Below are 19,942 nucleotides of genomic sequence, written 5' to 3' on the forward strand. Positions count from 1 at the left end.
GCCCGGACCCTGGCCCGGACCGCGGGTCAGCCCGCGGGCCGGACCACGGCTGCCGCGCCGCCGCCGCGCCGCACGGGTTCGGCCGCGGCCACCCAGCGGCCGTCCGGCAGCCGTTCGACGCCGGTCGCGGCGCCGATCTCGTCGACCGGGCCGAAGCTCTGACCGAGCGCCTCCAGCCCGGCCCGCTCGGGCAGCGCGAGGAAGCCCGGCTCGGCCTGGGTGGTGGCGGCGTTTCGCTGGCTGGCGCGCGGCGCGGCGATGGCCTGCTCCAGGCTCAGGCCGCGGTCGAGCCGGCCGAGGAGCACCTGGAGGGTGGTGGTGATGATGGTCGCGCCACCGGGGCTGCCGGTGGCGAGCAGCGGCTCGCCGTCGCGCAGCACGATGGTGGGCGACATCGAGGAACGCGGCCGCTTGCCGGGCCCGGGCAGGTTGGGGTCGGGCACGCCGGCCGCGAGCGGGGCGAAGTCGAAGTCGGTCAGCTCGTTGTTGAGCAGGAAGCCGCGGCCGGGGACGGTGATGCCGCTGCCGCCGGTCTGCTCGATGGACAGGGTGTACGCGACGACGTTGCCCCAGCGGTCGGCCACGGTGAGGTGCGTGGTGTTCTGGCCCTCGTACGGCTCGGGGGCGGCCTGGCCGCCGGCCGCGCACTCGGCCGGGTCCGCCGGGTCGTACGGGTCGCCGGGGGCGAGCGGGCTGGTCAGGGCCTTGTCCGGACTGATCAGGCAGGCCCGGGAGGCGGCGTAGTCGGGCGAGAGCAGTTCCTTCGTCGGCACGTCCGCGAAGCGCGGGTCGCCGACCCAGCGGTTGCGATCGGCGAAGGCGATCCGGGAGGCCTCCAGGAAGTGGTGGTAGTACTGCGTGCTGCTGTAGCCGGAGACGTCGCCGTTCTCGAGAATGCCGAGGGCCTCGCCGACGGTGGTGCCGCCGGAGCTGGACGGGGCGATCGAGTAGACGTCGTAGTCCCGGTAGGCGACGTGCGTCGGGGCCTGGCGGCGGACCGCGTAGGAGGCGAGGTCGGCCGTGTCGACCTTGCCGGGGCGGGCGTTGCGGCCGGAGGCGGGGTCGACGGGCGGGTGCCGGAGGGTGTCGACGACGTCCCGGCCGATGTCGCCCTGGTAGAACGCCTTGGTGCCCTCCTTGCCCAACTGCCGGTAGGTGGCGGCGAGATCGGGATTGCGCAGGACGGAACCGACCTCGGGGAGCTTGCCGCCGGGCAGGTACAGCTTCGCCGTCGCCGGGAAGTCCTTGAATCGGCTGTAGTTGTCCTGCGTCATGCCGCGGAAGGTGGCGTTGACGACGAAGCCGTCGTCGGCGATCCGCTCGGCGGGCCGCAGGTTCTCGGCGAGCGAGCGGGTGCCCCACTGCTTCAGCGCGTCGTCCCAGGTGGCCGCGGTGCCGGGGACGCCGACCGACAGGCCGCTGGTGACGGCGTCGGGGAAGGCGAGCGGCTTGCCGCCCTCCAGGAAGAGCGCGGTGTCGGCGGTGCGGCCGGCGCTCTCGCGGCCGTCGATGGTGTGCACGCGGCCGGTGGCGTGGTCGTAGTAGACGAAGTACCCGCCGCCGCCGATGCCCGACGAGTAGGGCTCGGTGACGCCGAGGGCCGCGGCGGCGGCGACGGCCGCGTCCACCGCGTTCCCGCCCTTGCGCAGCACCTCGATCCCGGCGGCGGTGGCCTCCGCGGACACCGTGGACACGGCCCCGCCCCACCCGACCGCCTCCGGCACGTGGGCCGGCGGCGCCACCGCCCCGGCCGGTCCGGCGGCGGACCACACCAGAGCACTCGCGAGCAACAACGGTGGCGCGAGACGGGTCAGAGCCCTCATCCCATTCCTCCTGAGTCGACGTCAACTCCGTTGTTTCACAGGAGGCGTGATCCCGACAACCACCCGGCGCGGCTGGGCGCCGGAAGCCCGCGGGCGGGGGACGGCGGACAACCGACGGCGAACAGATGACAGAAAACGAAATCTGTCGTCTGTTATCTGTTCGCTGAAAGTTGTTCGCCGCCCCCGCCCGGCTACCGCCTCGCCCGCTTCCTCGCTCTCCCGCCCTGCCCGCCCCCTCGTTCCCTCGTTCCCTCGCTCCCTCGCTCCCTCGTTCCGCCTCCTACGACGCGCTGCGCTCGACCCGGCGGCGCTTGATCGTGCGGAAGCGGCGCGCGACCTGGCGGGCGAGGTCGGCGGCGCCGACCAGGCCGGCCTCGTTGCCGAGGGCCGCGTGGACGATGGCGGCCTCGGGGCGGAAGCCGCGGCCGGTGAGGGTGCGGCGGAAGGTGTCCCGGGCGGGGCCGAGCAGGAGGTCGCCGGCCTCGGAGACGCCGCCGCCGATGACGAACCGGCCCGGGTCGAGGGCCGCGGCCAGGTTGGCGATGCCCACGCCCAGCCAGGTGCCGACCTCGTAGAGCAGCTCGGTCGCCGTCGGGTCGCCGGCCTGCGCGGCCTCGGTGACCAGCGGGCCGGTGATGCCGTCGACGGTCCCACCGGCCAGGGCCAGCAGCGGCTGCACGACCGGCGACTCCTCCGCGACGAGCTCGCGCGCGTCGCGCACCAGCGCGTTGCCGGAGGAGTACTGCTCCCAGCACCCCCGGTTGCCGCACGGGCACCGGTGGCCGCCGGGCACCACCTGCATGTGCCCGAACTCGCCCGCGAGCCCGTACTTGCCGCGGTCGACGTAGCCGTCGCGCACGACGGCCCCGCCGATGCCGGTGCCCAGCGTGAGCATCACCATGTGGTCCTCGCCGCGCCCGGCGCCGAAGCGCCACTCGGCCCAGGCCGCCGCGTTGGCGTCGTTCTCGACGATCACCGGGAAGCGCAGCCGTTCGCTGAGCGCCTGCTGGAGCGGCTCGTTGCGCCAGTTGAGGTGGGGGGCGAAGAGCACCTTGGAGCGGCCGGCGTCCACCCAGCCGGCGGCGCCGACGCCGACCGCGTGGACGTCGTGCCGATCGGCGAGCTCCAGCACCAGTTCGACGATGACGTCCTCGACGACCTTGGGGCTCTTGCTCTTGTGCGGGGTGTCGGTGCGCAGCTTCTCCAGCACCTTGCCCTCGCCGTCCACGACGCCCGCGACGACCTTGGTGCCGCCGATGTCGACGCCGATGGTGGGCAGCCGCAGTATCCCGGCGGGCAGGGCGCGGCGGCGGCGTTCGGCGCGCGGGCCGAGGCCGAGCAGGCTCGGCAGGACGGCCGGCCGGGTGCTGCCTTGGGGGCTGTTCACGGCTGCGGACGCTCCTCACGGGTGTCGGAACTGGTCTCGGAATCGGTCTCAGAACTGGTGTCGGAACTGCTCTCGGAACTCGTGCCGGTAGGAGTCTCGTCGGCGCCGGACCCGCCGCGAGGGCCACCGCCGACGCTCGGCCGCGCCAGCTCGTGGGAGAGCTCGGCGAGGTCGGAGCCGCCCGCCATCTCGGTGGTGAGCTCTTCGAGCCCGATCGCGTCGCGCGGGTGGCTGCCCGCCATCCGGCCCCGCTTGAGCAGGGTGAAGTGGTCGCCGACCAGGTACGCGTGGTGCGGGTTGTGCGTGATCAGGACGACCCCGAGCCCGGCGTCGCGCGCCGCGGTGACGTACTTGAGCACGACACCCGACTGCTTGACGCCGAGGGCGGCCGTCGGCTCGTCCAGGATGAGCACCTTGGCACCGAAGTGGACGGCGCGGGCGATGGCCACGCACTGGCGCTGTCCGCCGGACAGGGTGCCGATCGGCCGGTCGACGTCGTGCAGGTCGATGCCCATCCGGGCGAGCGCCTCGCGGGTGGTCGCGCGCATGCCGTCAGCGTCGAGGCGCAGCCCGCCCCAGCGGCGCAGGCCGCGCTCGGAGCCGAGGAAGAAGTTGCGCCACACGGGCATCAGGGGGACGACGGCGAGGTCCTGGTAGACGGTCGCGATGCCGCGGTCGAGGGCCTGGCGCGGGGAGTCGAAGCGGACCTCCTCGCCGCCGACGGCGTAGACGCCCTCGTCGTGCCGGTGCAGCCCCGCGATGATCTTGATCAGGGTGGACTTGCCCGCGCCGTTGTCGCCGAGCACGCAGCTGATCTCGCCGGCCCGCAGGGTCAGCGAGACGTCCTGCAGCGCCCGGACGGTGCCGTAGCTCTTGCCCACACCCTCGAGGGAGAGGAGTTCCGTACTCACGCGCCCACCTCGCTCCGCTCGGCAGGGGCGTTCGCCCGTGCGCGCCTCTTGATGGTTCGCTCGCTCCGCCCGCTCATCGCGGCCCCCGCTCGGCCCGGCGCTTGACGAAGGCGTTCAGCAGGGCGGCGAGCAGCAGCATCGCGCCCAGGAAGAACTTGAACCAGTCCGGGTTCCACTGCGCGTACACGATGCCCTTGCTGGCCATGCCGAAGATCAGCGCGCCGAGCGCCGAGCCGGCCACCGAGCCGTAACCGCCGGTGATCAGGCAGCCGCCGATGACGGCCGCGACGATGTAGATCAGCTCGTTGCCGACGCCCTCGCCCGACTGGACGGTGTCGAAGGAGAACAGCAGGTGCTGTCCGAGCACCCAGGCGCCGAAGCCGACGCCCAGGTAGAGGACGGTCTTCGTCCGGGCGACGGGCACGCCGACCGCGCGGGCCGCGGCCGCGTCGCCGCCGACGGCGAAGATCCAGTTGCCGAAGCGGGTGCGCAGCAGCACCCAGCTGCCGACGGCGAGCATGCCGAGCCACCACCACACGGTGGCCCTGATCGTCAGCCCGCCGACGGTGACCTCGGAGGCGAAGAGCCAGCGGCAGGAGGCGAAGCCCTGCATGTCGGAGATCGGCTTGGTCGACACGGTGCCGGAGACGAGCTTGGTGACGCCGAGGTTGGCGCCGGTCAGCATCAGGAAGGTGCCGAGCGTGACGATGAAGCTCGGCAGCCTGGTGCGGCCGAGCATCCAGCCGTTGAACCAGCCGACCGAGAGCGCGACAGCGAGCGAGACGACGACGCCGACCCAGGTGACGGCGGTGAACTGGTAGGAGACCATCGACGAGGTCAGCGCGGCGGTGGTGACCAGCACGCCGGCCGACAGGTCGAACTCGCCGCCGATCATCAGCAGCGAGACCGGCACCGCCATGATCCCGATGGTGGACGCGGCGTAGAGCACGGTGCCCAGCGACGAGACCCGCAGAAAGGGTTCGGCGGCGGCCGCGAAGACCAGGAAGACGGCAGCGGCGGCGATCAGCGCCCCGAGCTCGGGGCGTGCCAGGAGGCGCCGCAGGGCCGCCGGACGGTCCTGGGCGAGGAGGTCCGCAGCACCCGACGGGGCGCCCGACGGACTGCTCGACGGGGTGCTCAACGGGTCCCCCTCGCGACGTACTCGGCGAGCGCGTCCGCGTCGTTCTTCGTGAGGATCTGCGGGCCGGTCGCGACCGGCTTGCCACCGCCGAGCATGTCCAGGTTGGACTTGTACAGCCACAGCAGGTCGACGCCCTCGTAGCCCTGGAGGTAGGGCTGCTGGTCGACGGCGAAGCCGACGCTGCCCGACTTCAGTCCGGCGACGACCTGGGTGCCGAGGTCGAAGGTGTCGAGCTCGACCTGGCGGCGGGCGTCCTGGACGGCCTGGAGGCCGGTGGCGGCCATCGGGCCGGAGAGGGTCAGCACGGTGTCGATGGCCGGGTCGGCCTGGAGCTTGGCGGAGATCGCGGCCCGGGCGTCGGGCATGTTGACCCCGTCGACGTAGAGGACCTGGAAGGAGGCGCCGGACAGTCCGGAGCCGGACTGGGCGCCGGAGCAGCGCTGCTCCTGGCCGACGTTGCCCTGTTCGTGGATGACGCACAGGACGTCCTTGCGGCCGCGGGAGGCGAGCTCGGCGCCGGCGGCCTGGCCGGCGGTGGTCTCGTCCTGGCCGATGTGGGTGAGCGCGCCGAACTTGGAGGAGTACTCCTGACCGGAGTTGATCGTGATCACGGGGATGCCGGCGGCCTTGGCCTTGGCGAGAACGGCGGCCATGGCGTCGCCCTTGGCGAGGGTGACGAGCAGGCCGTCGACCTTCTGGTCGATGGCGGCCTGGACGAGCTGGACCTGGTTCTGGGTCTGGGCGTCGTTGGAGTACAGGAAGGTGATGTTGTCCTTGGCGGCGGCCTGCTCGGCGCCCTTGCGCACGCTGTCCCAGAAGGCGTCGCCGGGCCCGGCGTGGGTCACCATGGCGACCTTCCAGCGCGGGGTCGTGACGGCGCTGCCGCCGGCGGCCGCGGCCTTGGCGCGGGCCTCCTCGGCGCGTCTGCCTCCGGTACTGCTGCAGCCGGCCACGGCGACCGCGACCGCGAGGGCGGCGAGGGCGGGCCGAAACCGGCGGGACGGGCGAAAGCGGGTTGTGCTCATCCCACGATTCTCTCCGTAGCCGCCGCGCGGGCTCGCACCGCCTCGCCCGGCGGCCGGGGCGGCGCGGACGGTAAGGTGCCCCTGGGGGCCTTCCTGAGCGTTGGCTGGACACCTCGTCCGGAGGACGACCGTCCGGGTGGCAGACTAGGCGCCGACCCGAAAGAGGAACGTCACAGAAACGTGATGTTCCTCTCAGGTTCCGCACAGATTTGGATGGCAACCGATCTCCGGTTCAACGCCGTCCCTTGCCATTGGAGTGCGCGCGGGCGAGTGGGGCCCGGGCGGCTTGCGATCCGGATAACGAGAACTCATGCAACTGACAGGTACGCCCTTCTTCATCCTCACGGTCATCCTCGTGCCGGTGTCGATCGCGGTCGCACTGTTCTTCTGGGGCAAGGTGCGCGGACCCGAACCGGTCAAGGTGCTGTCCCGGCTGGTCATGATCGTGTTCTGCCAGATCACCGCCGTGCTGATGGTCTTCGTGATGGTGAACAACGCGAACCTGATCTACGGCAGCTGGGACGACCTGCTCGGCACCGGCGACCACGTCCGCGCGGTGCCCGCCGTGCCCAAGGACGACCCGGCGGGCCAGGCCAAGTCCGGCGGGGACGTCAAGTCGCCGGCGAAGGTGCTCCAGCAGTTCGGCGGCGTGAACGACCCGGCGGTGCCCGGCGACGTCAAGAAGACCGAGCTCAAGGGCCAGGTGTCCGGCGTGGACGGCGAGGTGCTGGTCTGGACCCCGCCGCAGTACGACGACCCGGCCTACAAGGACAAGAAGTTCCCGGTCGTCGAGCTGATCCCGGGCTACCCCGGCTCCTCCTCCACCTGGTACGGCACCCTCAAGGTGTCCGAGCAGCTCAAGCCGCTGATGCAGCAGGGCAAGGTCGCCCCGTTCATCCTGGTCTCGCCGCGCACCCTGATCCTCGGCAACCACCAGGACGCCGGCTGCACCGACATCCCCGGCAAGGTCAACGCCGACGCGTGGGTCACCCGGGACGTGCCGCAGATGATCATGGACAACTTCCGCGCCGACCCCTCCCCCGAGCGCTGGGCGATCGCCGGCTACTCGGCCGGCGCGCACTGCGCCGCCAAGCTCTCCCTGGCCCACCCGAACCGCTACCGGGCCGGCATCAGCCTCTCCGGCTACAACGACCCGGGCCAGGAGCCGGACTCGCTGGTCGGCAAGGACGTGAAGCTGCGCGAGGCCAACAACCCGGTCAACATCCTGAAGACCGCCCAGACCCCGCCGAAGGTCTCGCTGTTCATCAGCGGCGCCAAGGGCGACGGCTGGGAGGACGCCCAGTCGCTGGCCGCCGCGGCCAAGGCCCCGACCATCGTCCAGGTGCAGGAGAGCACCGGCCCGCACACCACCGACCTGTGGAAGAAGATGGTGCCGGGCGTCTTCGAGTGGCTGACCGGGATCATCCCGGCGCAGTAGCGACACCCCGACGACGAAGGGGCCCGCCGCGAGCGTTCGCGGCGGGCCCCTTCGTCGTGCTCGTCATGCTCGTCGTGCTCATCATGCTCGTCGCACTCGTCGCACTCGTCGCACTCGCCGTGCTCGCCGTGCTCGCCGTACTCGTCGTGCCGTCAGGCCAGTTCGAGCGCCAGGTAGAAGTCCACCCGGTCCTCCAGGCGCGAGAGGTCCCGGCCCGTCAGCTCCTCGATGCGGCCGATCCGGTAGCGCAGCGTGTTGACGTGGACGTGCAACTGCCCGGCGCAGCGCGTCCAGGAGCCGTCCGAGCGAAGGAACGCCTCCAGGGTGCGCACGAGGTCGGCCTGGTGCTCGATGTCGTAGCCGATCACCTTGTCCAGCAGGCGACTGCGGAACGCGCGGCGCACCTCGTCGGGGACGGCGGCCAGCAGGAGCACGTGCGAGGCGAGCTCCTCGGGGCCGGCCACGCACACCCGCCCGACCCGGGCGGCGGCGATCCGGCGGGCGTGCCGGGCCTCCTCCAGGGCGCCGCGCAGGCCGCCGGCCTCGGAGGCGGGGGCGGAGACGCCGAGGGTGATGCGGCCCTCGGAGCCCAGGCCGGCCTCCAGCGGGGCGAGCAGTTCGCGCAGCGTGTCGGCGGGCACGGCGGCCTCCAGCACGGGCATCACGACGACCGCGCCGGTGCCGGCCCCGGCGACCAGCGCCCGGTCGGTGGTGCCGCCGAGCGCCTCCTCCAGGACGGCCCGCACCATGCCCTCGGGCAGGCCGGTGCCGTCGGCGCTGAGCACCAGCCAGGAGCCCTCCGGGGCCTGCGGCTTGGGCTCGACGTTCTCGTAGCGCGCGGCCATCGCCGAGGAGGCGTAGAGGGTGCGGCTGATCTCCGCCGGGTCGGCGTCGCGGCGCAGCCGGTCGAGCAGTTCGTCGGCCAGGCGGCGGCGCAGCCGGCGGCCCTCGTCGCGGCGCTGGCGCTCGGCGGCGACGAGGCGGGCGAGGTTCTCGGCGAGCTGCTGGCGCTTGGTGGTCCATTCGGTGACGTCGCCGGCGACGGCGAGCACCCAGTCGGCGAGCGGCGCCTCGTGCTCGGCGTCGGCGGTGGCCGGGGCTGGCAGCAGCGAGTAGGCGCCGGTGGCGAGGCGGGCGCGGTGCGGGGGGCGGCGGCGCTGGCGCTGGGCGGCGAGGTGGGCGCGCACCAGCTGGTCGCGGTCCTCGGCCGACAGGTGGTCGGCGGGTCCGGCGATCACGGCGCCGGTCGGGGTGAGCACCCAGCAGTCGAGGTCGAGGTCGCCGCCGAGCAGGTCCAGGACGGCGTCCAGTCCGCCGCCGCCGGCCGCCGAGACGAGCAGGCGGTGGCGGTCGACGAGGGCGGCGAGGTCGGCGGCGCGGTCGGCGGAGACCTGCCGGCCGACGAACTCGGTGACGGTGCCGAAGGCGATGTCGTCGGGGACGGCCAGCAGGGGCATCCGGTGGCGGCGGCAGGCCTCGACGAGGTCCTCGGGCACCGGGCCGACCTCCGCCTCGCCGGCCGCGAGGGCGACGGCGCCGCCGGCCGCGATGGTGCGCACGAAGCGCTCCGAGTCGGCCGGGCCGGTGCGCCAGAGCATGCCGGTGAGCACCAGCTCGCCACCGTGCAGGTAGCGCCCGGGGTCGTGCAGGTCCGTGGTCATGACGCCGCTGACCTGCCGGTCCAGCTCGTCCTCGGCCGCGAGCAGGCGCAGTCGCGGGGCGCCGGGGGCGAGCAGGTCACGGACACGCATCCGCGGACTCCTAACGGGCTGGATCGGTGGGGGTGAGGGGCCCGGGCGCGCTGCCTGGGGTGACAGTGTGCCCGAACATCCGTGCTTGGCGTTACGTCCGTCCGGGGCCGCGGGTCACGGGCCCGTGGCTCCCGAATCACGGCCGGATTACGGTCGTAAGTAGCGCCTGGTGAATAGCTGGACTGCGACGTTGTCCTCCTTAGAGGAACGTACAGGATGCCGGGCGGGACCACAGCCGGGGCTTCATGCCATCGGTGACTGCCAGTGGGCCCCGTCACAGCGGTTCACTGGCCACACGCCGCCGGACACAGCCCGGTGACCGGGATCCGACGCCGAGGCGACGAAACGGTGGGCAGGTCCCGAACACCGGGTTCCGGGCAAAGAGCCCACCCGTCCGGCCGGCGACGACTTGAGGAGACACCCGCATGGAGTTCCTTCGGCCCGCTACCTGGGACGAGGCACTCGCGGCGAAGGCTGAGTACCCGACCGCGCTGCCCATCTCGGGCGGCACGGACGTCATGGTCGAGATGAACTTCGACGTGCACCGGCCATCCGCGATTCTCGACCTGAACCGCATCACCGAGCTCACCGAATGGTCCAACGACGGCAGCGTCGTGCGGCTCGGCGCCTCGGTCCCCTACGCCCGGATCATCGACGAGCTGTCCGGGCCGCTGCCCGGCCTCGCACTGGCGTCCCACACCGTCGGCTCCCCGCAGATCCGCAACCGCGGCGGCGTCGGGGGCAATCTCGGCGGCGCCTCCCCGGCCGGTGACGCGCACCCCGCGCTGCTGGCGGCCGGGCGCGACGTGTTCGTCGAGGCGGCCTCCGTGCGCGGCACCCGGATGATCCCGATCGACGAGTTCTACGTCGGCGTGAAACGCAACAGCCTGGCGGCCGACGAGCTGATCCGGGCCGTGCACATCCCCGTCGCCGACGGCCCCCAGCAGTTCTCGAAGATCGGCACCCGCAACGCGATGGTCATCGCCGTGTGCGCCTTCGGCTTCGCCCTGCACCCCAGGAACGGCACCGTCGGCACCGGCATCGGCTCGGCCGCCCCCACTCCGCGCCGCGCCGTCGAGGCCGAGGAGTACCTGCAGGGCGTGCTGGCCGAGCGCGGCCTGTGGGAATCCGGCGACCTGCTGGGCACCGAGGTCATCCAGCGCTTCGGCGAGCTGGTGAAGGCCGCGGCCTCCCCCATCGACGACGTCCGGGGCACCGCCGAGTACCGGCGCCACTCCCTGGCCGTCATGGCCCGCCGCACCCTCACCTGGTGTTGGAACGACTACAGCAAGCAGATCAGGAGCGCGGCATGAGGGTCACTTTCACCGCCAACGGCAAGCCGGTCGAGGCCGACGACGTGTGGGAGGGCGAGAGCCTCCTGTACGTGCTGCGCGAGCGGGTCGGCCTGCCCGGCTCCAAGAACGCCTGCGAGCAGGGCGAGTGCGGCTCCTGCACCGTCTACCTGGACGGCGTGCCGGTCTGCTCCTGCCTGGTCGCGGCCGGCCAGGTGCAGGACCGCGAGGTGCGCACCGTCGAGGGCCTGGCCGACGAGAACGGCGAGCTCGGCCTCGTCCAGCAGGCGTTCGTCGACGCCGGCGCGGTCCAGTGCGGCTTCTGCACCCCCGGCCTGCTGGTGCAGACCGACGCCCTGCTGGAGCGCGACGAGCAGCCCAGCGACAACGACATCCGCGAGGCGCTGTCGGGCAACCTGTGCCGCTGCACCGGCTACGAGAAGATCATGGACGCGGTGCGGCTCGCCTCCGCCCGCAAGTGCGCCGGGAAGGCGGAGTCCGCATGAGCACGCGCACGATCCAGGGGCAGAAGAACCTCCAGAACATCGACCAGGCGTCCAAGGACGGCATCGGCGGCTCCCCGCTGCGCCCGGACGGCAACCTGAAGGTCAAGGGCGAGTTCGCGTACTCCTCCGACCTGTGGCACGAGGACATGCTCTGGGGTATGGCGCTGCGCTCGCCGCACCCCCGCGCCAACATCCTGAGCGTCGACATCTCCGAGGCGCTCAAGGTGCCCGGTGTGTACGCCGTCCTCACCCACCAGGACATCCCGGGCTCGAAGTTCTACGGCCTGGAGATCCAGGACCAGCCGGCCCTCGCGATCGACAAGGTCCGCTACCACGGCGAGGCGATCGCGCTCGTGGCGGCCGACCACCCGGAGACGGCCCGCCGCGCGGTGAAGAAGATCAAGGTCGAGTACGAGGTGCTCACCCCGATCGTCACCGAGGAGCAGTGCCTGGACCCCGAGACCCACGGCTACGTGCACGAGCCGCACGAGTTCAAGTCGCACGGTTACGGCAACATCTGCCACGAGCAGAAGCTGGTCTCCGGCCTCGGCGTCACCGACGAGGTCCGCGCGCTCGCCGACATCATCGTCAGCGGCGACTACGAGGTCGGCATGCAGGACCAGGCCTTCCTCGGCCCCGAGTCCGGCCTCGCCGTGCCCGCCGAGGACGGCGGCATCGACCTGTACATCGCCACCCAGTGGCTGCACGTCGACCGCGAGCAGATGGCCCCGGTGCTGAACCTGCCCGAGGAGAAGGTCCGCCTCACCCTCGCCGGTGTCGGCGGCGCCTTCGGCGGCCGCGAGGACATCTCGATGCAGATCCACGCGTGCCTGCTGGCGCAGCACACCGGCAAGCCCGTCAAGATCGTCTACTCGCGCGACGAGTCCTTCTACGGCCACGTGCACCGCCACCCGGCGAAGATGCACTACGAGCACGGCGTCACCCGCGACGGCAAGCTCGTCTTCGCCGACTGCCGGATCGTGCTGGACGGCGGCGCCTACGCCTCCGCCTCCCCGGCCGTCGTCGGCAACGCGGCCTCGCTCGGCCACGGCCCGTACGTGATCCCGAACGTGAAGATGCACGCCATCGCGCTCTACAGCAACAACCCGTCCTGCGGGGCGATGCGCGGCTTCGGCGCGGTGCAGGCCGCGTTCGGCTACGAGACGCAGATGGACCGCCTCGCCGCCGAACTGGGCATGGACCCGGTCGAGTTCCGCCAGCTCAACGCCATGGCCGAGGGCGACTTCATGCCCACCGGCCAGCGGATCGACTCGCCGGCCCCGGTCGCCGACCTGCTCCAGCGGGTCAAGGACATGCCGCTGCCCCCGCCGCTGGACACCGCCCACCTGGACGTGCGCCAGCTGCCCGGCGCGCTGTCCAACACCTCGCACGGCGAGGGCATCGTGCGCGGCGTCGGCTACTCGGTCGGCATCAAGAACGTGGGCTTCTCCGAGGGCTTCGACGACTACTCCACCGCCCGGGTGCGCCTGGAGGTGATCGGCGGCGAGCCGGTCGCCATGGTGCACACCGCGATGGCGGAGGTCGGCCAGGGCGGCGTCACCGTGCACGCCCAGATCGCCCGCACCGAGCTCGGCGTCGAACTCGTCACCATCCACCCGGCCAACACCGAGGTCGGGTCGGCCGGTTCGACCTCCGCCTCGCGCCAGACCTACATGACCGGCGGCGCCGTCAAGCTCGCCGCCGAGGCGGTCAAGCGCGCGCTGATCGACAAGGGCCGCCGCCGCTACGGCTGGCTGCACGACGACATCACCCTCGTCGGCGGCAAGGTCGTCTCCGAGGCCGCGGGCCCGCTGGTGTCCATGGTCGACCTGCTCGGCGACGAGGCCATCGACCTCACCCGCGAGCACCACCACCGCCCGACCCAGGCGTTCGACAAGGAGACCGGACAGGGTTTCGGCCACGTCCAGTACACCTTCTGCGCCAACCGCGCGGTCGTCGACGTCGACGTCGAGCTCGGCCTGGTCAAGGTGGTCGAGCTGACCGCCGTCCAGGACGTCGGCAAGGCGCTCAACCCGCTCTCCGTCGTCGGCCAGATCCAGGGCGGCTGCACCCAGGCGCTCGGCCTCGCCGTGATGGAGGAGATCATCGTCCGGGACGGGAAGGTGCGCAACGCCTCCTTCACCGACTACCTGATCCCCACCATCCTCGACACCCCGCCGATCCCCGTCGAGATCCTCGAACTGCCCGACCCCCACGCCCCCTACGGGCTGCGCGGCGTCGGCGAGGCCCCGACCGTCTCGGCCACCCCGTCGATCGTGGCGGCCATCCGCAACGCCACCGGCCTCGCGCTCAAGCGGATCCCGGTCCGCCCCGAGCACCTGACCACCGAACAGCCCGGCTGAACCCGGCACTTCACGGACCTCCCCGGGGCGGCGACCGTCTTCCCCGCCGCCCCGGGGCAGCACCACCCCCACCTCGCAGTAGAGGCGACCGCCATGCACCACGAGCCGATACGCGAGCGCACCATCCCGCTGCCTCTCCCACGCCGGGGTTCTGCAGCGGTGCGCACCACCTACGCACCGCCGGCACAGCCACAGAGTGCGCCCAGTGAGTCGATTAGTCCCCCTGCGCCGGATTCGTTGCCTGGCAGTCAGGTCGGCTCGCCCACCCCAACCCCCTTTGAACCTTGGGAGTGGACATGACCCGGATCCCCACGGAGCCCGGCACCACCGAAGACAGACCCGCAGACACACCCGCCGAGGACGACACCCCCACGTCGGTCCCGGCAGCACGGCCGAACAGCGCACTCGACGCGTACTTCAAGATCTCGGCCCGGGGATCGACGCTCGCCAACGAACTACGCGGTGGTCTCACCACCTTCATGGCGATGGCGTACATCATCCTGCTCAACCCGCTCATCCTGAGCGGCGCGGACGTCAACGGCGTGAAGCTCGACCACGCCGCGCTGACCACCGCGACGGCCCTCGCGGCCGCCGTCACCACGATCCTCATGGGCGTGGTCGGCAACGTGCCGCTGGCCCTCGCCGCCGGCCTCTCCGTCTCCGGCGCGGTCTCCGCCCTGGTCGTCCCGCACACCACGTGGCCGCAGGCCATGGGCCTGTGCGTGATCTACGGCCTGCTGATCGTCCTGCTGGTCGTCTCCGGCCTGCGCGAGAAGATCATGAACGGCATACCCCTGCCGCTCAAGCACGCGATCACCATCGGCATCGGCCTGTTCGTCACCGTCATCGGCCTGTACAAGGCCGGCTTCGTGCACACCGGCGGCCCCACCCCGCTGTCGCTGGGCCCCTTCGGCGAGCTCTCCGGCTGGCCCGTCCTGATCTTCTGCCTCACCCTGCTGACGATCTTCGTGCTGATGGCGCGGAACGTGCGCGGCGCGATCCTGATCGGCATCGCCGGCGGCACCGTGGTCGCCATCGTCGTCAACAAGCTGGCCCACGTGCCGGCCAAGGCGTGGGCGAACTCCGTCCCGGTGTGGCCCGGCAGCCCGGTCGCCGCGCCCGACTTCGGACTCTTCGGCCACGTCGACCTGTTCGGCGCCTTCGGCAGCAAGGGCATGGGCGCGATCAGCGCCTCCGTCGCCGTCTTCACCCTCGTCCTCGCCGGCTTCTTCGACGCGATGGCCACCATCATCGGCGTCGGCACCGAGGCGGGCCTGGCCGACAAGCAGGGCCGCATGCCGGGCCTGTCCAAGGCCCTGTTCATCGACGGCGCCGGCGGCGCGGTCGGCGGCCTGGCCGGCGCCTCCGGGCAGACGGTCTTCGTCGAGTCCGCCACCGGCGTCGGCGACGGCGCCCGCACCGGCCTCGCCTCCACCGTCACCGGCGGCCTGTTCGCCCTGATGCTGTTCTTCTCCCCGCTGGCCGGCATCGTCCCGGTCGAGGTCGCCTCCGCCGCGCTCGTCGTCATCGGCTCGATGATGCTCAGCCAGGCCCGGCACATCGACTGGTCCGACCGCGAGGTCGCCATCCCGGCCTTCCTCACCTGCGTCCTGATGCCGTTCACCTACAGCATCACCGCGGGCGTGGCCGCCGGCGTCATCTCGTACACCGTCATCAAGGCCGGCCAGGGCAAGTGGCGCGAGCCCGGCGTCCTGATGTGGATCCTCACCGGCGTGTTCGTCGTGTACTTCGCGCTCTCGCCGATCAAGTCCTGGCTGGGCGTGCACTAGCCGCGGCGGCGTCCCGGGGCACCCGGGGACACGCTTTCGCGGCGACGCCGCCGTACGGGATCGTTTCCCGTACGGCGGCGCCCCCGCTACTGTCGAAACCGTGTAAGGAGCCTCCCGACATGCAGGACATCGCCGAGCAGTTGCAGGCCTGGCACGCGTCCGGGCGCTCCTTCGCCGTGGCCACCGTCGTCGGCGTCTCGGGCAGCGCCCCCCGCGACCCCGGCGCCGCCCTCGCCGTCGACGCGGACGGCGAGGCGATCGGCAGCGTCTCCGGCGGCTGCGTCGAGGGCGCGGTCTACGAGCTGTGCCAGCGCGCCATCGCGAGCGGCGAAGGCGTCCTCGAACGCTTCGGCTACAGCGACGAGGACGCCTTCGCCGTCGGCCTGACCTGCGGCGGGATCCTCGACGTGTTCGTCCAGCCGGTCGTGCCCGGGGCCGACCCCGGCCTCGACGCCGGCATCGCCCACATCGCCGCCGGCACGCCCGTCGCGCTCGCCCGGGTCATCGCCGGACCAGGCGGCCTCGTCGGCGCGACCCTCGCCGTCACCGCGGACGGCGAATGCGGGGCCCTGTCGGTCGGCCCGTCGACCGTGGGCGCCCTCCAGCGGGCCATCGTCGCCGAGGCCCGCGCCATGCTCGACGCCGGACGCACCGGCACGATCGTCCTCGGCCTCGACGGCCGCCCCTGCGACGAGCACGACCAGGGCACCGTCACCTGCTTCGTCGAGTCCTACGTACCCGCGCCACGCATGATCGTCTTCGGCGCCATCGACTTCGCCGCCGCCGTCGTGCGGATCGGCCGCTTCCTCGGCTACCACGTCACCGTCTGCGACGCCCGGCCCGTCTTCGCCACCGCCCGCCGCTTCCCCGACGCCGACGAGGTCGTCGTCGACTGGCCCCACCGCTACCTCGACTCCCAGCTCGAGCGGATCGACGGACGCACCGTGCTGTGCGTCCTCACCCACGACGCCAAGTTCGACATCCCCCTGCTGGAGCGCGCCCTGCGGCTGCCCGTCGGCTACGTCGGCGCCATGGGCTCCCGCCGCACCCACCGCGAACGCAACGCCCGGCTGCGCGAGGTCGGCCTCACCGACGCCGAGATCGCCCGGCTGCGCTCCCCCATCGGCCTCGACCTCGGCGCCCGCACCCCCGAGGAGACCGCCGTCTCGGTCGCCGCCGAGATCATCGCCCACCGCCGCGGCGGCAGCTGCCTGCCGCTCAGCGCCGGCGACGGACCGATCCACCACGACCTGGCGACGGCCGAACGCGACGGCGCCCAGGCCCCGCACGCCGCCTGACGGGCGGGGTCGCCGGTCCGGCGGCGGCCCGCCGGTGGCCGCCCGGGTGACGTTGCGTGGCCACCGGGGCGGCGGGAAGCTGGTGTTGGGAACAACCACCGAGCGGGAAGGGGTGGCGACCATGCGCACCCTGCTGCAGATCAGACTCGGCACCGAAGCGTCCAACGGGCCCATCGCCGACGGCACGATGGGGCAGAAGTTCGAACGGATCATGGCCGCGCTCAAGCCCGAGGCGGCCTACTTCTACGCCAGCGGCGGCCGCCGGGCCATGACGATCGTGGTCGACCTCCCCGACGAGGCCGCGCTGCCGTCCGTCTGCGAGCCGTTCTGGGTCGAGTTCAACGCCGAGGTCGACGCCTACCCGTGCATGGACGGCGACGCACTGCGCGAGGGCCTGTCCCGCCTCGGCGGGTGACCAACCGCTCCGGGCGCGTCAGTCGGACAGCGCGAGCACGGTCGATGTCACCGGCCCGTGGCGGCCGCTCACGTCACGTTCAGGCGGGCGGCCAGGCGCAGGAGGGCGGGGCTGAGACGGCTGAGGAGGCGGGCGAACTTGGCCTCGGGGGTGACGGGGACGACGGGCTTCTTCGTGCGGACGGCCTGGAGGATCGCGGCGGCCACCTTCTCCGGCGGGAAGCCGCGGCGGGCGTAGAGCCTGGCGGCGCGGGCCTGCTTGGCGGCCTGCTCGTCGGCGGTGGTCGCGGAGAAGGTCGACGTGCGGGTGATGTTGGTGTTCACGATGCCGGGGCAGATCGTGGAGACCCCGATGTCGTGGGAGGCCAGGTCGGCGCGCAGGCAGTCGGAGAGCATGAACACCGCGGCCTTGCTGGTCGCGTAGGCGGTGAGCGCCTTGGACGGCAGGTAGGCGGCGGCCGAGGAGACGTTGACGATGTGGCCGCCCTCGCCGCGCTCGGCCATCAGGGCCGCGAAGGCGCGGCAGCCGTGGATGACGCCCCACAGGTTGACGTCCAGGACGCGCCGCCACTCCTGCTCGGTGGTCTGCAGGAACGTCCCGGAGTGTCCGATGCCCGCGTTGTTGACCACGACGTCGGGCACGCCGTGCTCGGCGGCGACGGCCTTCGCGAACGCGTCCACCGCGGCGCCGTCGGCGACGTCCACCCGGTAGGCGTGGGCCTGCGGGCCGATGAGGGCGGCCAGTTCGGCGGTGCGCTCGGCGGCTGCGAGGTCGAGGTCGCACACCACCACCCGGGCGCCGTCCTCGGCGAAGGCGAGCGCGGTGGCCCGCCCGATGCCGCTGCCGCCGCCGGTGACGACGACCAGCGGGCCGTCGCCCTTCGCGGGCCGCCCCTCGCCCGCCTGCGTCTTCGCCGTGAACTCGCGGACCATCCCGGCCACGTGCGCTCCCTTCTCCAGCAGCGCCGACCAGTGGCCGGCCCGCAGCGTCCGTCGGGTGAGGTCGGGGGCCCAGCGCTCCAGGCCCTCGGAGAGGTAGGTGCCGACGTAGCGGTCCTTGGTGAGGGTCACCAGCTGGACCGGCACCTTCGTCGGCCGCTCGCGCGGATTTCCCAGGGCGGGGCGGAAGTTGGCCCGGTACAGCTCGATGCCGCGCACCGCGTCCCGGCGCAGGCCCGGCTGCGGGTGGTCCGGCCGCGGGGTGACGTGCTCCAGGTCGCGCAGCACCCGCGGCCACGCGCGGGCGAGGCCGAGGCGCCACACGCCCGGGGCGAGGAACGGCAGGTGGAACGCGGTGATGTACCAGGAGTGCAGGCCCTGGTGGAGCAGCTGCCCGAGGTGGCGCGGGGTGGGGCGGCGCAGCCGGTGGCGCAGCCAGTACCCCATGTGGTCCAGGCAGGGCCCGGAGATCGTGGTGTAGGACGCGATCCGGGTCTCGGCGCCGGGCGAGGTGACGGCCTCCCACGACTGGACCGAGCCCCAGTCGTGGGCGACGACGTGCACCGGGCGGCCGGCGCTGACGGCGTCGGCGACGGCGAACAGGTCGTCGGCGAGCTGCTCCAGGCGGTAGCCGTCGCGGGTGGCGGGGACGCCGGAGCGGCCGGCGCCGCGGACGTCGTAGCGCACCACGTGGTGGTCGCGGGCGAGGTCCTCGGCGACGTCGTCCCAGACGGCGTGGGTGTCGGGGTAGCCGTGCACGAGGAGGACGGTGGGGGCGTCCGGGTCTCCCTGCTCGTAGACGGCGAGCGGGAGGCCGCCGGAGTGGACGGTCCTGCGGGTCTTCGGGCGCTGGCTCATCGGGCGGCCTCCAGGTCGGCGGGCGCGGGCCCGGGCTTGGACTCGGGCTTGGACTCGGGCGCGGGCCCGGGCTTGGACGCCGGCTCGGACGTGGGCGCCGACGCCCAGCGGCGGACGTGCGGCAGGTCGTCGTCGAGCCAGTAGGCGTCGTCCTCGGTGACGACCAGCAGCTCCTCGAACTTGATACCCACGCCCCGGAACGCGATGTGCGGCTCCACCGCCCACAGCCCCGGGGTGGGCGCGTGCCGCGACGAGCGTCCGTCCGCCCACAGCGGCGAACGGCCGTGCAGGCGCTCGGAGACCAGCTCGCGGCCGAGGGTCTGCAGGGTGCGCACGCCGAAGCCGAAGAGGGTGACCCCGGCCGGGCCGCGCACGGTCGTCCTGGTCACCTGGTGGCCGATCACCCGGCCCGGGTAGACCCGGTGGCGGTTGTCGTAGCCGTGCTCGGCGAGCTGCGCGTCCACGGCCGCGTACACCTCGTTCAGCGGGCGGCGGGCGCGCACCTCGGCCAGGATCAGCTCCCGGTAGACCCGCAGGTCGGCCGCGAGGCGGTCCCACACCGGATTCTCCCCGACCTTGCCGCCGTAGCCGATGTCCGCCGTGTAGCCGTCGACGATCGGCGCGCAGTCGAGGACGTACGGCATGCCCTCCTCCAGGCGGCGGTTGCCGGCGAAGAACTGCAGCGGGGTGTGGAAGTGGCGGAACGCCGTCCGGTCGCCGAACCACGCGAACGGGACGTGGAAGAAGTCCTGCACCCCGGCCGCCACCAGGCGCCGGCGCAGCTCGGCGGTGGCCTGCCGCTCGGTGACGCCGGGCTCGATCCAGGCGGCGACCTCCTCGGCGCAGTCGTAGGCGAGTTGCTGAGTCTCGCGGAACCGGGCGAGGTCACGCTCGTCGTACGGGAAGGACGGGGTCGGTTTCACCGTCGGGCCCGCCGTCGGGGCCGGTTTCGCGGTCGGGTCCGCCGTCGGGGCCGGTTTCGCGGTCGGGGGCATCGGGGGCTCCT

General features: G+C 72.7%; 15 protein-coding genes. 7 read left to right on the forward strand and 8 right to left on the reverse strand.

Going from position 1 to position 19,942, the window contains the following annotated elements; all coding sequences use genetic code 11:
• Positions 1–26: 26 nt before the first annotated feature.
• The 5 genes from ggt to PUR71_RS31590 all read right to left on the reverse strand — a co-directional run bounded on the left by ggt (position 27) and on the right by PUR71_RS31590 (position 6,287).
• Entirely contained in the window at positions 27–1,823 is a 1,797-nt protein-coding gene (gene ggt / locus PUR71_RS31570; RefSeq protein WP_329930589.1) for a gamma-glutamyltransferase, read from the reverse strand.
• Positions 1,824–2,103: 280 nt separating this feature from the next.
• The gene (locus PUR71_RS31575) at positions 2,104–3,165 is read right to left on the reverse strand and encodes an ROK family glucokinase (protein ID WP_329930878.1); all 1,062 of its coding nucleotides are present in this window, start codon (positions 3,163–3,165) and stop codon (positions 2,104–2,106) included.
• Positions 3,166–3,206: 41 nt separating this feature from the next.
• Positions 3,207–4,121 carry an ATP-binding cassette domain-containing protein gene (locus tag PUR71_RS31580; RefSeq protein ID WP_329930591.1) on the reverse strand — a complete coding sequence of 305 codons (915 nt, stop codon included), beginning with the start codon at positions 4,119–4,121 and terminating at the stop codon, positions 3,207–3,209.
• 73 nt (positions 4,122–4,194) lie between these two features.
• The gene (locus PUR71_RS31585) at positions 4,195–5,184 is read right to left on the reverse strand and encodes an ABC transporter permease (RefSeq protein WP_329930879.1); all 990 of its coding nucleotides are present in this window, start codon (positions 5,182–5,184) and stop codon (positions 4,195–4,197) included.
• 74 nt (positions 5,185–5,258) lie between these two features.
• Positions 5,259–6,287, reverse strand: a complete 1,029-nt coding sequence (locus tag PUR71_RS31590) for a substrate-binding domain-containing protein (protein ID WP_329930592.1) — start codon at positions 6,285–6,287, stop codon at positions 5,259–5,261.
• A 310-nt stretch (positions 6,288–6,597) separates the two neighbouring features.
• On the opposite strand from PUR71_RS31590, the gene PUR71_RS31595 reads away from it, so the two are divergent.
• Positions 6,598–7,725: an alpha/beta hydrolase gene (locus tag PUR71_RS31595; protein WP_329930593.1), complete on the forward strand. Its 1,128-nt coding sequence runs from the start codon at positions 6,598–6,600 to the stop codon at positions 7,723–7,725.
• A gap of 152 nt (positions 7,726–7,877) precedes the next feature.
• Here the strand turns inward: PUR71_RS31595 and PUR71_RS31600 are convergent, their stop codons facing one another.
• Positions 7,878–9,476 (reverse strand): PucR family transcriptional regulator, encoded by a 1,599-nt coding sequence (locus PUR71_RS31600; protein WP_329930594.1) that lies wholly within the window; start codon positions 9,474–9,476, stop codon positions 7,878–7,880.
• A 425-nt stretch (positions 9,477–9,901) separates the two neighbouring features.
• Between PUR71_RS31600 and PUR71_RS31605 the strand changes: the two genes are divergently transcribed.
• From PUR71_RS31605 to PUR71_RS31630, 6 genes are all read left to right on the forward strand, one after another.
• The gene (locus PUR71_RS31605) at positions 9,902–10,789 is read left to right on the forward strand and encodes an FAD binding domain-containing protein (protein ID WP_329930595.1); all 888 of its coding nucleotides are present in this window, start codon (positions 9,902–9,904) and stop codon (positions 10,787–10,789) included.
• The gene (locus tag PUR71_RS31610; RefSeq protein ID WP_329930596.1) at positions 10,786–11,274 is read left to right on the forward strand and encodes a (2Fe-2S)-binding protein; all 489 of its coding nucleotides are present in this window, start codon (positions 10,786–10,788) and stop codon (positions 11,272–11,274) included. The genes PUR71_RS31605 and PUR71_RS31610 overlap by 4 nt, the downstream gene beginning before the upstream one ends.
• Positions 11,271–13,637 (forward strand): xanthine dehydrogenase subunit D, encoded by a 2,367-nt coding sequence (gene pucD / locus PUR71_RS31615; RefSeq protein ID WP_329930597.1) that lies wholly within the window; start codon positions 11,271–11,273, stop codon positions 13,635–13,637. The genes PUR71_RS31610 and pucD overlap by 4 nt, the downstream gene beginning before the upstream one ends.
• A gap of 296 nt (positions 13,638–13,933) precedes the next feature.
• The gene (locus tag PUR71_RS31620) at positions 13,934–15,427 is read left to right on the forward strand and encodes an NCS2 family permease (RefSeq protein ID WP_329930598.1); all 1,494 of its coding nucleotides are present in this window, start codon (positions 13,934–13,936) and stop codon (positions 15,425–15,427) included.
• Positions 15,428–15,546: 119 nt separating this feature from the next.
• Entirely contained in the window at positions 15,547–16,725 is a 1,179-nt protein-coding gene (locus PUR71_RS31625) for an XdhC/CoxI family protein (RefSeq protein ID WP_329930599.1), read from the forward strand.
• Between the two features lie 121 nt (positions 16,726–16,846).
• A complete protein-coding gene (locus tag PUR71_RS31630) occupies positions 16,847–17,140 on the forward strand; it encodes a hypothetical protein (protein ID WP_329930600.1) in 294 nt (97 codons plus the stop codon).
• 68 nt (positions 17,141–17,208) lie between these two features.
• Here PUR71_RS31630 and PUR71_RS31635 read toward each other — a convergent pair whose 3' ends face one another.
• Positions 17,209–18,936 (reverse strand): SDR family oxidoreductase, encoded by a 1,728-nt coding sequence (locus tag PUR71_RS31635; protein ID WP_329930601.1) that lies wholly within the window; start codon positions 18,934–18,936, stop codon positions 17,209–17,211.
• Positions 18,933–19,931: a M24 family metallopeptidase gene (locus PUR71_RS31640; RefSeq protein WP_329930602.1), complete on the reverse strand. Its 999-nt coding sequence runs from the start codon at positions 19,929–19,931 to the stop codon at positions 18,933–18,935. Before PUR71_RS31640 ends, PUR71_RS31635 begins: the two co-directional genes overlap by 4 nt.
• Positions 19,932–19,942: the final 11 nt, after the last annotated feature.

The sequence above is a fragment of the Streptomyces sp. SP17BM10 genome (genome assembly GCF_036322405.1).
Classification (GTDB): Bacteria; Actinomycetota; Actinomycetes; order Streptomycetales; family Streptomycetaceae; genus Kitasatospora.